Raw genomic sequence first — 12,989 nt, 5'->3', positions numbered from 1 at the left:
AAGTATCCGCAGGGCCTGTAGATACACTGCGATACGGAACTGCTAGCGCCCACTCAGCACGCCATAGATCTCAGCAACCACCTGCGCCGTGGCGTCCTCGATCGTTCCCTCGTTACGGCATCGCACCCATCCGTGATCGGCAACCGCTCGCTCAAACCCCAGCGTGCAGGCCACCTGTTCTTCCAGGGAGTGCAGCACCGTACTGCCCAGCCCACGTGTTCGTGCCGCCGCCCTCGCCCATGACGTTTCAGCATCGGTGACTACCCCGACATGCAGGTCTGGCACCTGTACGCCTCGCTCGATGTTCAACTTTAGAATCTGCGCGAACGGAATCAGGCGCCGAAACGCCGCGTCAGACGGGTACCAGCGGTCAATCAGGATGATGCTGTCAGAAGGCTGTTTGGGCAGTACATGCCGGGAAATCCAGCCACGGCTATCAGCAAATCGCTCACACACCGCCAACTCCAGTGCCGGGCTGGGATGCCTGACGAGCTGGTTGACCAGCGCCATGGTTTCACCCCGATGCGGATCGCTCTTTTTTTCGCACAGTCGGATCACCTTTTTGCCGTCTGCCCTCAATGCTGAGGTAACAGCCTCCAGCAGCGTGGTCTTGCCGGTGCCCTTGGGCCCGTCCAGCGAAACGAACAGCGGGCGAATCATTTGACCTGCTCCATGGCGCGCATCGTGTTGGTCAGTCAAGGCTTTTTGTAGGAGCGAGGCGGGCGGCTAGCCCTTGCTCGCGAAAAACGCCCAGGCAATGCGTTCATTCTGGATAAACGCGGGGGCCCCGATTTTTTCGCGAGCAAGCTCGCTCCTACAGTGACCTGAAATCGCATTACCTCGTCACCAGCAGCCGTAAATGGCCCGCGAACTTGCAAGATTCAATCGATCGGACCGATATTGATCGTGCGGTCAGCGCCCAGCCCCTCGACCTTGGCGAGGATTTCGCTGGGCGTGTCCGCGGAAAACGTCAGCACATAGCCCATGCCGCTGCCGTCTTCTTCCACCGAAGCCACCCACAACTCGACTTCATCGGCGGCCAGGCCTATGGCATTACCGATCGAACGGTTGCGCGCTTCTGAATCGGTGTCGCCCGCTGGGTAATCGTTCATGGGTAAACCTCCTCGTGTCTGTGTGATCGTTGTTATCACCATAGACGCACGAGGCAGCGCAGGGTTCGTTTTCTTGTCTCACACCCGCACACGCGCCGCTCATCACCCCTACCCTGTGTTTTTTTAAACTCTTGGATTTCGGCTTATCAAACTAGGTGTGGACTCTTCAACCATGACTGACAATTGGAGGACTCATGAACCACGCCACCCCGGATTTGCCATGCGCCTGCCCAGGCTGCAGTTGCCAGGTGACCGATGCTGCGCGCTATCAACGCGACGGTAAAGCCTACTGCAGCCAGGCCTGCGCCGACCTGCACCCACGCGGTCAGGCATGCCCCAGTGCCGAATGCCATTGCGAGTCGCATGTAAAGGTGCAGGACCGCGCTGTCAGCGATAGCCAGCTTGACGAGGCCATCGAAGAAACCTTCCCGGCGAGCGATCCTATTTCACCCTGATCGTGCAATCCACATTGGGGCGTTGTTTTATCAACTGAAGCGAATATCCAACGCACGCAGGTAGGTTTGCAGCCCCGCGTCCTGGATCGGGATGAGGAACGCCTCGGTGTCGGATTCATTGAAGTGCGCATGCCAATACCCAGGCGGCGTCACGAACGCCAGGCCGGGCGACCAGTCGACCCGTACCGGATTGCGGATCTGCCCATCCGTGTCCAGCTCGGTGCCGACCAGGGAGTAGCAGCCTGGCGGGCAGTCAATGATGAAATCCAGGGCAATCGACTGGTGCCGGTGGGGCTTTTGCACCGATCCGGCCGGCAGAATGCCGTACATCGCCCACAGTACGTGGGTGACGGTGCGCGTTTGGGGAAAGTTGCGATTGCCCAGCAGGATACTGATGCGGCTGCGGTCCTGGGCACGCGGGTCATCCGCCGCTTCGCGCAGCTTGGCGTTGGCCAGCGCTGCGGGGTACAGCGTTGGTGTGAAGCGATCTGCACTGGGTACCACCCCGAGGTAGCGCAGCAACGGTTCATCGTGCACGTAGTAAAGGCGCGCATCCGCGCTGGCACTGAAGTGCGCCGCCTGCAAACCCGGCAGCGCGATAAAGCAGCCTTTGGACCATTGAATCTCATGCTCGGCCTGCACCACGCTGCCCTCCCCGGCGATCACGTAGAACACCTGGGAGGTCGCGTTGGGTTGCACGGTCAGCGTGTCGCCACGGTTGAGTCGCATAAAGTTGGCGCACAATCCGGGAGCTGTGGCCGGGCCTTCGCAGCCCAGGGCGTCGCTGAGGTCCAGCGGGACGACGCGTGAAGGGCCGCTGTCATACAGCGCGGCAGGAAAACTGTGGTAGGGAATGCGCGGTATGAGATTGGCACTGATGGGGTTGGCGGCCTTGCTGTACTCGAAGTACTCGGCGTCCACTTGGTGGGGATCGGACAATGCGCGGCTGAATTCACGGTTCATCAGGCTCACCTCAGTCTTCGGCTGGTTTGCACAGCGCCGTTGAGTGCGCTGTGGGGTGAGTGAACTATAGGCATAGCGCGCCGGCGGATGCATCCCTTGATCCGCACGGCGGTCAGGTCAAACGAGGGCAGCGGCTTAACGCCGTGCAAACTGCGGAATTTCCAGCCCCAGGCGCTCGCGTAACGTACTCCCTTCATACGCGGTCCGGTAAACACCGCGTTCCTGCAGCAACGGTATGACTTCTCGGGTAAAGCGAGTGAACTGCTCCGGGTGCCCGATGTAGATGTTGAAACCATCCACGGCGCGGGCGTGCAGCCAATCCGCCATTTTTTGCGCCACCGTGTCAGCCGTGCCGGTGAAGGCTCCCGGACGCAATTGGCGACCAAACTCGACGGCCTGGCGCAGGCTGAAACCCTTCTCGCGGGCCTGATCGGCGATGCGTTTGGCCGCAGTGAAAAAGCTGCTGCGCGCAGCCTCCAGGCTTTCTTGAGGAAATGGCGCATCCAGGTCGTACTGGCTGAAGTCATGCCAGCCGAAATTACGCCCGAATTCTTTCAGCGCAAGCGCGAAACTATGGTCGACCTGATGATAATGCTGCTCGATTTCGCGGGCGTGGGCATCGGTGTCGCCCACATAGATTTCCGCGCCAGGCATGATCAATACCTGCTCCGGATCGCGTCCGCGTTGCAGCGCCCTGCCCTTTATATCCCGGTAAAACGCCTGGCCCTGCTCGATGCTGGCGGCATGGGTGAAGATGACGTCGGCGGTGGCGGCGCCCAGGTCGCGGCCTTGCTCTGAATCCCCGGCCTGGAAGATCACCGGCTGCCCCTGGGGTGAGCGCTGGATGTTCAGCGGGCCGGCCACCGCAAAGTGTTCGCCCTGATGATTCAGGCTATGCAGTTTGCTCGGGTCGAGAAACTGGCCGGTGGCGCGGTCGCGCACGAAGGCGTCGTCCTCATAGGAGTTCCACAGCCCTTGCACCACCTGGACGTGTTCGGCGGCGCGGCTGTAGCGCGTGGTGTAGTCATAATGCTCATCAAGGCTGTAATTGCCGGCGGTACCGGCATCGCCGCTGGTCACCACGTTCCAGCCGGCGCGGCCTTTGCTGATCAGATCCAGGGAAGCCAGGCGCCGCGCAACGTTATACGGCGCGTTGTAGGAGGAGGTCAGCGTACCGACCAGGCCGATATGCCGCGTGCTCACGGCCAGCGCCGACAACAGCGTCAGCGGCTCGAGGCGATTGAGGTAATGGGAAGGCGAGCCCGGGGTGATGAACTGGCTGTCGACGATAAAGATCAAGTCGAACAACGCCGCCTCGGCCTGGCGCGCGATATCGATGTACCAGTCGATGTTCACGCTGGCGTCGGCCGGCAATTGCGGGTCGAGCCACAGGTTGTGGCGGCCCGGCCCACCGCAACCCATGGTCAAGGCGCCCAGTTTGAGCTGTCGTTTGGTCATGTCAGAGAGATTCCTTGGTGTATTCAGGGCTGTGCCTGGGCGACGGCGGGCTGCAGGGCCGCAGCGAATGACGGGTCGAACAGGCTGGCGGCCGGGTAAGCCTTGATCAGGCCTTCGCTGGCGAAGAAGTCCACGGTCTTTTGCGCCTCGACCGGTGCCTGGGCCGTCAGCGGTTCGACCGTGGTGCGTGCCCTGGCAAACCAGGCGCGGGCGATTTCAGCGTCGGCGCGGGTGCGTTTGGCCCATGCGTCAGCGTAAGCGTTGGTGTTGGCCGGGCTCTGGCGTGCCCAGTCACGGGCTTTTTTCAGGCGCTGGAGAAAGTCGTTGATGGACGCGCGTTTGTCGTCGACCGCCGTGGCGTTGGCGGCGATAAAACTCTGGGCGGGAATCAACCCCTCGGCCGTCGCGAGTACCCGTGCACCTTGGCGTTCCTGCTGGGTCACATAAGGCTCCCAGGTGGCGATGACATCGACCGAGCCGCCTTCCAGCGCATGGGACGCATCCAGTGCGCTGAGGTAACGCAACTGCAGCGCGTCGCGGGCAACGCCGGCGTTATCCAGTGCGTTCAGCAGCAGTTGCTGGCTCCAGGAACCTTTCCAGATGGCTGCACGTTTGCCCGCCAGGTCCGCCAGGCTGTGGATCGGCGAATCCTGCTTGACCAGAATCGCCACGCCCGCCAGGTTTTGTCGGCTGACGGCGATCACCTTGATCGGCGCGCCCAATGCGCCCAGGAACAACACCGGCGCGTCGCCGAGCAGGCCGATATCCAGGCTGCCGACGTTGAGCGCTTCGGCCACCGGCGATCCGGCCGTGAACTGCTTCCATTCAAGGGTGTAGGGAAGATCCTCAAGCACCCCCGCCGCTTCCATCGCGGCTTGGGCGTTATAGCTTTGATCGCCCACTACCAGCGTTTGCGCATGGGCGGTGAGGCAGATCAATGCGGCGGCCATGCCGGTCGCCAGTTTTGACAGGTAACGCACGTTCGTCTCCAGATGCCATGGGAGGCACGTCAAGTCGATCCGCGCGTGCGGTCTCGGCGATAGTCGTAAGGGGCATTACGATGAGGTTATAAGAAAGACATGTAAAATATTTATATTGCATAACGTAATTCACTAAAAATGCACATATTGCATTTTATTCGCGCATCGCCGCGCAAGACGCATCGTGCGCCTTCAAACGTCATCAACCCCTGCCCGTCTGCGTGGTAATCTCACGCGACCACGAATAGACATTGATCGTCACTTGACGATGACCAAAGCCAGGAAAGAACATGCCCAAGATTTCTCACTCAGCGCTGCGCCGTCACTTCCGCGAACTGCTTGCCACGCCCATCTGTGTTGAAACCGCCTCGGTTTTCGACCCCATGTCCGCCCGTATCGCGGCCGACCTGGGTTTTGAGGTGGGTATTCTCGGCGGCTCCGTCGCTTCCCTGCAGGTACTGGCGGCACCCGATTTCGCGTTGATTACCCTGAGTGAGTTCGTCGAACAGGCCACCCGCATCGGCCGCGTCGCACAGTTGCCGTTCATTGCAGACGCCGACCACGGCTACGGCAATGCCCTGAACGTGATGCGTACGGTTGAAGAGCTGGAACGCGCTGGCGTCGCGGCGCTGACCATTGAAGATACCCTGCTGCCTGCGCAATTCGGGCGTAAATCCACGGACCTGATCTCCGTCGAAGAAGGCATCGGCAAGGTCAAGGCGGCTCTGGAGGCGCGTGTCGATCCTGAACTGTCGATCATCGCGCGCACCAACGCCGGCGTATTGCCCACCGAAGACGTGATTGCGCGCACCCAGGCCTATGAAAAGGCCGGCGCCGACGGAATCTGCATGGTCGGCGTCAAAGACTTCGACCACCTGGAAAAAATCGCCGAAAACCTCACGGTGCCGCTGATGCTGGTGACCTATGGCAACCCCCAACTGCACGACAGCGAGCGCCTGGCGAGCCTGGGCGTGCGCATCGTGGTGGCCGGGCATGGCGCCTACTTCGCCGCGATCAAGGCCACTTACGACAGCCTGCGCGCGCAACGGCAGTTGACCCACAGCACCTCGAACCTCAGCGCGACCGAGCTGACCCACACCTACACATTGCCGGAGAGCTATGTGGCGTGGGCTGAGGAGTTCATGGACGTGAAAGAGTAAACCCCTGGTTTGCCCCAGGTGGTTTTTTCAGGGACCATGGCGCCTTTTCGTTCCTGCCAACACGAGGCGCCCATGGCCAACCACGACCTGACCTTCACACCCGACCCGGATGCCGATTCGATCTCTTCCGACGTGATCGGCTTCAACGGCATTTTGGTCTCTACCCAGATTCCAACCCGCGCCGACGGCAGCCTGGAACTGGGCGATATCACGCTGCAAAGCGAATGCACCCTGCAAGCGCTGAAAGTCGCGCTGGAAAAAGCCGGCAGTTCCATGGACCGGGTCATGCACCTGACCATCTACCTGACCGACATGGCGGACCGCGCCGCGTTCAACGAAGTCTACAAACGCTTTTTCGCCAAGCCATGGCCGGTACGGGCGGCGGTGGGTGTTGCCGCGTTGGCTGTAGAAGGCATGCGTGTTGAAGTAACGGCGATGGCGGCCAAGGCCTGACTGGGTCAAAACTGTGGGAGGGGGCTTGCTCCCGATGGGGCAGTGTCAGCAAGTGCATGTGTAACTGACCCACCGCCATCGGGGGCAAGCCCCCTCCCACATTGGCTCGGCGCATACCGACCGCTTTGGGTAAACACAGCGAAAGGTCTTGGAGCCAACCGGGCCTGGATGCCGAACTCGGTCAAAACTGTGGGAGGGGGCTTGCCCCCGATGAGGCAGTGTCACCAAGTACATGAGTGACTGACCCACCGCCATCAGCGGCAGGTCCATGAGCCCGACAGCCCTGTGGTAGATGCCGGTAAGACTTTTCGCAGCTACAATGCCCGCCTCGACCGTGACAAGCCTGACTAAAAAAACTATGTCCTTGCCCAAGCATCACCTGGAATTGCTCAGCCCTGCCCGCGATGTGGCCATCGCACGCGAGGCTATCCTGCATGGCGCCGACGCCATTTATATCGGTGGGCCGAGCTTCGGCGCCCGTCACAATGCCTGTAACGAGGTGAGCGATATCGCGCAACTGGTGGAATTCGCCCGCCGTTACCACGCTCGCGTCTTCACCACCATCAACACCATCTTGCATGACAACGAGCTGGAGCCGGCGCGCAAGTTGATCCACCAGCTCTACGACGCCGGTGTCGATGCCTTGATCGTGCAAGACCTGGGCGTGATGGAGCTGGATATTCCGCCCATCGAGCTGCACGCCAGCACCCAGACCGATATTCGCACCCTGGGCCGCGCCAAGTTTCTCGACCAGGCCGGTTTCTCCCAGTTGGTACTGGCGCGCGAGCTGAACCTGCAAGAGATCCGCGCCATCGCCGACGAGACCGATGCCGCCATCGAGTTCTTCATCCATGGCGCCTTGTGCGTGGCGTTCTCCGGGCAGTGCAATATTTCCCACGCACAGAACGGCCGCAGCGCCAACCGTGGCGATTGCTCCCAGGCGTGCCGCCTGCCGTATACCTTGAAAGATGATCAGGGCCGCGTCGTCGCCTTTGAAAAGCACCTGCTGTCGATGAAAGACAACAACCAGAGCGCCAACCTGCGCGCACTGGTCGAAGCCGGCGTGCGTTCGTTCAAGATCGAAGGCCGCTACAAGGACATGGGCTATGTGAAGAACATCACCGCCTACTACCGCCAGCGCCTCGACGAAATCCTCGAAGACCGCCCGGACCTGGCCCGCGCTTCCAGCGGGCGTACCGCGCACTTCTTCCTGCCCGACCCGGAAAAAACTTTCCACCGTGGCAGTACCGACTACTTTGTCAGCGACCGCAAGATCGATATCGGCGCCTTCGACACCCCGACCTTCACCGGCCTGCCGGTGGGTGTGGTGGAAAAAGCCGGCAAGCGCGACTTGCAGGTGGTCACCCATGAGCCGCTGTCCAACGGCGACGGCCTCAATGTACTGGTCAAGCGTGAAGTGGTGGGGTTCCGCGCCAACATCGCCGAGCCCAAGGGCGAATTCGAGGAAGACGGCGAGAAGCGCTATCGCTACCGCGTCGAACCGAACGAAATGCCGGCGGGCCTGCACCAGCTGCGCCCGAATCACCCGTTGAACCGCAATCTGGACCATAACTGGCAACAGGCGCTGCTCAAGACCTCGGCCGAGCGCCGTATCGGCCTGGCGTGGGTGGCGCGCCTGCGTGAAGAACAGTTGCAAATCACCGCCACCAGCGAAGAAGGCATCAGCGCCAGCGTCACCCTGCCCGGCCCGTTTGGCGTGGCCAACAAGCCGGAACAGGCCCTGGATACCCTGCGCGACCTGCTGGGCCAGCTCGGTACTACCGAGTACCACGCCACCCGCATCGAACTGGACGCGCCGCACGCGTTCTTCATTCCCAACTCGCAGCTCAAGGCGCTACGCCGTGAAGTGATCGAAGCGCTGACCGTCGCTCGCGTCGCCGCGCATCCGCGCGGTGGACGCAAGGCCGAGACCACGCCGCCGCCGGTGTACCCGGACGCGCACCTGTCGTTCCTGGCCAACGTCTACAACCAGAAGGCCCGCGACTTTTACCACCGTCACGGTGTGAAGCTGATCGATGCCGCCTTCGAGGCTCACGAAGAAACCGGCGAAGTGCCGGTGATGATCACCAAGCACTGCCTGCGTTTCTCGTTCAACCTGTGCCCTAAACAGGCCAAGGGCGTGACGGGGGTGAAAACCAAGGTGGCGCCGATGCAGTTGATCCATGGCGATGAGGTACTGACGCTGAAGTTCGACTGCAAACCGTGCGAAATGCACGTGGTCGGCAAGATCAAGGGGCACATCCTCGGATTGCCGCAGCCGGGCAGCGCCGTGGAGCATTTCAACCCCGAGAACATCATTTTCCAGGGCACACACTGACCCTCTGTAGGAGCGAGCTTGCTCGCGAAAAACCTGAGAACGCCGCGTGTTTACTCGATGGGCTGCGTTATCGTTAGCGTTCTTCGCGAGCAAGAACTAGGCGTCCCCCTCGCTCCTACCGAGGTTACGGGGCCACCACCAGCCCCGCTGCAACCCCGCCGCCGCCAGCAGAATCGCCGCCACGCCCAACCATTGCAGCCATCCAAGGCGATGCCCGAAGGCGATCCAGTCGACGAAAATCGCCGCAATCGGGTAAATGAACGACAAGGCGCCGGTCATCGCAGTCGGCAGCTTCTGTATCGCCCCGTACAACAACACATACATCAACCCCGTGTGCACCAGGCCGAGGGTGGCGAGTGCCGCCCAGGCATCGGTCGACGCGGGCAAGTGGTCCCAAGGCACCAGCGGCGCCAGCAATACCGCGCCGGTAGTCACCTGGATCAACGCCATCAAATGCGGCGGCACTTGCTTGAGTTGCTTGATGATCAGCGCTGCAATCGCATACAACAACGCCGCGCCCAGGGCCAGCGCGATGCCGGTCAAATAGTCCTCGCCAGCCGGTTGTTGACCATGGGCCGTGACGATTGCCAGCATGCCCAAGAACGCCACGCTCAACCAAGCCATCTTCTGCAGGGTGATTTTCTCACCGAGAAACAGCGCCGCCAGCATCACCAATAGAAACGGTTGCACGTTGTACACCGCCGTACTGATGGCGATTGACGCACGCGAGTAGGATTCGAACAGCAGCAGCCAGTTGCCGACGATGGCCACACCGCTGAGTACCGCCAGCCCGAACTTGGCCCAACTGAGCAAGTCCAGCCTGAGGTAGCCGAGCAATGCACACACCAGCAGCAGCGCCAGCGCGCCGATCACGCAGCGCCAGAACACCACTTCGATCACCGATACGCCCGACACCAGCACAAACCAGCCGATGGTGCCGGAGATCAGCATGGCGGCGATCATTTCCCAGGTTCCGCGACGGACAGCTGTATCCATGATTGATGCTCCTCAAGTGAGGCGCAATTATGGCAAGCTGCCCGACAGCCGCTCCAGCGACTAAAAAAGGCCAAAACCTCAAGTTACCTTTTCTTATTAGGCGAATACCATGATTGACACCATCGACCAGCAACTGATCGCCGCCTTGATGGATGATTCGCGTCTGTCCCTCAAAGCCCTGGCCGGCATCACCGGGCTGTCTTCGCCAAGCGTCGGCGAGCGCTTGCGCCGCCTGGAGGAGCGCGGCGTGTTGACCCACTACACCGTCGATATCGATCCCAAACACTTTGGCTATCTGCTGCAAGCCATCGTGCGCATCCGTCCGCTGCCCGGCAAGTTGCAGGAAGTGGAACGGCAGATCCAGGCGATCCCCGAATTCACCGAATGCGATAAAGTCACCGGCGAAGACTGCTTCATCGCCCGCCTGCATGTGCGCACCATGGACCACCTGGACAGCCTGCTCGACCGGATTAATGGGTATGCCGAAACCAACACCGCCATCGTCAAAAAAACCCCGGTGAAACGGCGCTTGCCGCCGTTGACCGACTGACAGCACGCAGAACACTGATCGTTCCCACGCGAGAGCGTGGGAATGATCCTGTTCAATCCCGGAGGGCTTTGGCTGCAGCAAGCAACCCCTTGAATTTGCCATACCGCGCCGCCAACACTGGCTGCACCCCCTCGTCAGGTACATACCGCGCCTTCACCGGCATCCCCGCCGCCAGCAAATCAGCGCCCTCCCCGATGGCCATGAACCCCAATTTCGCCGCCCCGATGCACGCGCTCAGTTCGCTGCCATGCAGGGTAAAAACCTCCCGCTGCAGAATATTCGCCAGCAGTTGCGCCCAATACTCACTGCGCGCCCCTCCGCCGACGAGCGCGAAGGATTTGACCTCAGCCCCGGTCGACTGCACCGCGCGCCAGGCGTCGAGCAAGCCAAAACCCACGCCTTCCATCACCGCATAGCCAAGCATCGCCGGTGCGCAGTCATGGCCAAGCCCCATGAAGCCGCCGCGCAGCAAGGGGTCGTTATGCGGCGTACGCTCACCCGCCAGGTACGGCAGAAACAACGGGGTGGACAGCGGCACCGCGTGTTCGATTGGCAGTTGCGCCTGCACCTGCTCCAACAGCGTTTGTTCATCCGCCGTGCCCGTCAGGCGCGTTACCCAGCGCAAGCAACTGGCGCCGGCCAGCATGGCGCCCATGGTGTACCAGCGCTCGGGCAGTGCATGGCAGAAGCTGTGCACCGCACTGGCCGGGTTGCCGGCGGCGTGAGCGGTAATCGCGACAATCGCCGCGCTGGTGCCCAGGGTGATAAACCCGTCACCGGCATCGATAGCGCCGATCCCGACGGCCGCTGCCGGGTTATCGCCGCCGCCCCCGGCGATCACCACCTGCGGCGACAAGCCCAAGCCAGCGGCCGTGACACGCGCACTCGCCGCACCGCCCTCCACCAGCCGGGGCATGTGCGCAGGCGTCAGGCCGGTGGCGCGCAGCATCGGGGTAAACCATTCACGCCGCGCCACGTCCAGCCACAGGGTGCCGGCGGCGTCCGACATCTCGCTGATCCGCTCCCCGCACAGGCGCAAGCGCAGGTAATCCTTGGGCGACAGCACGCAATCAATCGCCTTGAACACCTCGGGCTCGTGCTGTTGCAGCCAGAGTAGTTTTGGCGCGGTCAACCCGGCCATCGGCAAGCTGCCGGTGATTTCGGCATAGCCGGCGCCCAGTTGCTCTGCCTGCGAAACCGCGCGGGAGTCGTCCCACAGGATTGCCGGGTACAACACGCGGTTGTCGGCCCCCAGCAATACCGCGCCGTGCATCTGCCCCGACAGGCCGATACAGGCCACGCGGGCAAACGCCTCATGGGTGCGCAGTGAATCCAGTGCCTGCAGGCAGGCCTGCCACCAGTCTTCGGGCGCCTGCTCGGACCAGCCGCCATGGCGGCGCGACACACTCAAGTGCACGCCCGCGCGGGCCAGCACGCTGCCGTCGAGGTCCATCAGGATGGCTTTGAGTTCGGAGGTGCCAAGGTCAATACCAAGGGAAACAGGACGGTTCATACGGGGTGGGTCCGATCAATCACAGCCACAGGAATTACGCACCTGCAGGCGTGGCGCCAGGCGCACGCTGTGCTTGGGTGCAGTGGGGGTCGCCATGCGTTGCAGCAACAGCTCGACCGCGCGGGCGCCGAGTTGCTGGACCGGCTGTGCGATCAAGGTCAGGCGCGGCACGAAAAAGTCCGCCCATTCGAAATCATCGAAGCCGACCAACGCCATGTGCCCCGGCACTTCGATCTGTGCATCACGCAGGGCGTGCATGGCGCCGAGGGTCATCAGGTTATTGCCGGCCATGATGGCGGTCGGCGGTTCGGCCAGGCTCAGCAACTGCCGGGTGGCCTGGCGGGCCGGCTCGGTATTGGAGCCGCCGTTGACCAGCAACCGTGGATCGAACGCCAGCCCCGCCGCCTGCAACGCGGCCTGGTAGCCCGCCACCCGCTCATCGGTGGTGCTGAAGCCCGCACGCCCGGCGATAAAGCCGATGCGCCGGTGCCCGTGGGCGATCAGGTGCTCGATCAACGCCTGGCTGGCCTGGCTATTCTCCACCCCGACCTGATCGAACTGCTCGCTCATCATGCGATCGACCAGCACCGCAGGCAGCTCATTGGCGCGCAGGTAGTCCAGCGCCAGCGAGCCGTTCGACGGCGCCAGCACAATCCCGTCGACCCGCCGGTGATGCAGCGCGGTGACCACGCGTAATTCCTGCTCCGGGTCGTCGTGGGTGTCGACAAACAGCATCATGTAGCCGTGCCGGGCGCACTCGGTTTCAATCGCGTGCACCGTCTCGCTGAAATAATGGTTGGACAGCGCCGAGATCGCCACGCCAATGGTGTTGGTGGTGGAACGGGCCAGCGCGCGCGCCAGGGTGTTGGGGATATAGCCCAGCTCCCGGATTGCACGCTGTACCGCCTGCACCGTGGCCGGACTGACCTTGCGGGTGCCGTTCAACACGTGGGACACGGTTGACGGCGACACGCCGGCCCTGCTTGCCACGTCGTCCATGGTGACCACGGC

General features: G+C 62.1%; 13 protein-coding genes. 5 read left to right on the top strand and 8 right to left on the bottom strand.

The genetic code is table 11. The features are described 5' to 3' along the window. Positions 1-42: 42 nt before the first annotated feature. Positions 43-660, bottom strand: coding sequence for a dTMP kinase (locus tag C4J91_RS13970; RefSeq protein ID WP_124362869.1), 618 nt, complete (start codon positions 658-660; stop codon positions 43-45). 221 nt (positions 661-881) lie between these two features. Next, positions 882-1,112 (bottom strand): DUF317 domain-containing protein, encoded by a 231-nt coding sequence (locus tag C4J91_RS13965; protein ID WP_124362868.1) that lies wholly within the window; start codon positions 1,110-1,112, stop codon positions 882-884. Between the two features lie 194 nt (positions 1,113-1,306). On the opposite strand from C4J91_RS13965, the gene C4J91_RS13960 reads away from it, so the two are divergent. Then, the gene (locus C4J91_RS13960; protein ID WP_177412827.1) at positions 1,307-1,567 is read left to right on the top strand and encodes a metallothionein; all 261 of its coding nucleotides are present in this window, start codon (positions 1,307-1,309) and stop codon (positions 1,565-1,567) included. A gap of 30 nt (positions 1,568-1,597) precedes the next feature. On the opposite strand, the gene C4J91_RS13955 is transcribed toward C4J91_RS13960, so the two are convergent. From C4J91_RS13955 to C4J91_RS13945, 3 genes are all read right to left on the bottom strand, one after another. After that, positions 1,598-2,530 carry a cupin gene (locus tag C4J91_RS13955; protein WP_124362867.1) on the bottom strand — a complete coding sequence of 311 codons (933 nt, stop codon included), beginning with the start codon at positions 2,528-2,530 and terminating at the stop codon, positions 1,598-1,600. A 135-nt stretch (positions 2,531-2,665) separates the two neighbouring features. Continuing rightward, positions 2,666-3,988: an LLM class flavin-dependent oxidoreductase gene (locus tag C4J91_RS13950; protein WP_124362866.1), complete on the bottom strand. Its 1,323-nt coding sequence runs from the start codon at positions 3,986-3,988 to the stop codon at positions 2,666-2,668. 23 nt (positions 3,989-4,011) lie between these two features. Beyond that, positions 4,012-4,968, bottom strand: coding sequence for an ABC transporter substrate-binding protein (locus tag C4J91_RS13945; RefSeq protein WP_124362865.1), 957 nt, complete (start codon positions 4,966-4,968; stop codon positions 4,012-4,014). A 290-nt stretch (positions 4,969-5,258) separates the two neighbouring features. On the opposite strand from C4J91_RS13945, the gene C4J91_RS13940 reads away from it, so the two are divergent. From C4J91_RS13940 to C4J91_RS13930, 3 genes are all read left to right on the top strand, one after another. Next, a complete protein-coding gene (locus C4J91_RS13940) occupies positions 5,259-6,128 on the top strand; it encodes an oxaloacetate decarboxylase (protein ID WP_124362864.1) in 870 nt (289 codons plus the stop codon). 72 nt (positions 6,129-6,200) lie between these two features. Further along, complete coding sequence (locus C4J91_RS13935) at positions 6,201-6,581, top strand: RidA family protein (RefSeq protein WP_124362863.1); 381 nt, start codon at positions 6,201-6,203, stop codon at positions 6,579-6,581. A 358-nt stretch (positions 6,582-6,939) separates the two neighbouring features. Further along, positions 6,940-8,919: a U32 family peptidase gene (locus tag C4J91_RS13930; RefSeq protein ID WP_124362862.1), complete on the top strand. Its 1,980-nt coding sequence runs from the start codon at positions 6,940-6,942 to the stop codon at positions 8,917-8,919. A 96-nt stretch (positions 8,920-9,015) separates the two neighbouring features. Here the strand turns inward: C4J91_RS13930 and C4J91_RS13925 are convergent, their stop codons facing one another. Further along, on the bottom strand, positions 9,016-9,915 hold the full coding sequence (locus C4J91_RS13925) for a DMT family transporter (protein WP_124362861.1): 900 nt from the start codon (positions 9,913-9,915) through the stop codon (positions 9,016-9,018). 109 nt (positions 9,916-10,024) lie between these two features. Here C4J91_RS13925 and C4J91_RS13920 point away from each other — a divergent pair, with 109 nt between their 5' ends. Continuing rightward, positions 10,025-10,465 (top strand): Lrp/AsnC family transcriptional regulator, encoded by a 441-nt coding sequence (locus C4J91_RS13920; protein ID WP_124362860.1) that lies wholly within the window; start codon positions 10,025-10,027, stop codon positions 10,463-10,465. 52 nt (positions 10,466-10,517) lie between these two features. On the opposite strand, the gene xylB is transcribed toward C4J91_RS13920, so the two are convergent. Further along, positions 10,518-11,978, bottom strand: coding sequence for a xylulokinase (xylB, locus tag C4J91_RS13915; RefSeq protein WP_124362859.1), 1,461 nt, complete (start codon positions 11,976-11,978; stop codon positions 10,518-10,520). Between the two features lie 15 nt (positions 11,979-11,993). Next, complete coding sequence (locus tag C4J91_RS13910; protein WP_124362858.1) at positions 11,994-12,986, bottom strand: LacI family DNA-binding transcriptional regulator; 993 nt, start codon at positions 12,984-12,986, stop codon at positions 11,994-11,996. Positions 12,987-12,989: the final 3 nt, after the last annotated feature.

It is taken from the genome of Pseudomonas sp. R3-52-08 (genome assembly GCF_003851745.1).
Taxonomy (GTDB): Bacteria; Pseudomonadota; Gammaproteobacteria; order Pseudomonadales; family Pseudomonadaceae; genus Aquipseudomonas.
This window is presented reverse-complemented; position numbering and strand designations above follow the sequence as displayed.

Bases quoted from the DNA above. Each gene is read 5' to 3' on its own strand.
- C4J91_RS13970 (WP_124362869.1), bottom strand. From the start codon at position 660: ATGATTCGCCCGCTGTTCGTTTCGCTGGACGGGCCCAAGGGCACCGGC.
- xylB (WP_124362859.1), bottom strand. From the start codon at position 11,978: ATGAACCGTCCTGTTTCCCTTGGTATTGACCTTGGCACCTCCGAACTC.
- C4J91_RS13960 (WP_177412827.1), top strand. From the start codon at position 1,307: ATGAACCACGCCACCCCGGATTTGCCATGCGCCTGCCCAGGCTGCAGT.
- C4J91_RS13950 (WP_124362866.1), bottom strand. From the start codon at position 3,988: ATGACCAAACGACAGCTCAAACTGGGCGCCTTGACCATGGGTTGCGGT.
- C4J91_RS13935 (WP_124362863.1), top strand. From the start codon at position 6,201: ATGGCCAACCACGACCTGACCTTCACACCCGACCCGGATGCCGATTCG.
- C4J91_RS13955 (WP_124362867.1), bottom strand. From the start codon at position 2,530: ATGAACCGTGAATTCAGCCGCGCATTGTCCGATCCCCACCAAGTGGAC.
- C4J91_RS13920 (WP_124362860.1), top strand. From the start codon at position 10,025: ATGATTGACACCATCGACCAGCAACTGATCGCCGCCTTGATGGATGAT.
- C4J91_RS13930 (WP_124362862.1), top strand. From the start codon at position 6,940: ATGTCCTTGCCCAAGCATCACCTGGAATTGCTCAGCCCTGCCCGCGAT.
- C4J91_RS13965 (WP_124362868.1), bottom strand. From the start codon at position 1,112: ATGAACGATTACCCAGCGGGCGACACCGATTCAGAAGCGCGCAACCGT.
- C4J91_RS13925 (WP_124362861.1), bottom strand. From the start codon at position 9,915: ATGGATACAGCTGTCCGTCGCGGAACCTGGGAAATGATCGCCGCCATG.
- C4J91_RS13940 (WP_124362864.1), top strand. From the start codon at position 5,259: ATGCCCAAGATTTCTCACTCAGCGCTGCGCCGTCACTTCCGCGAACTG.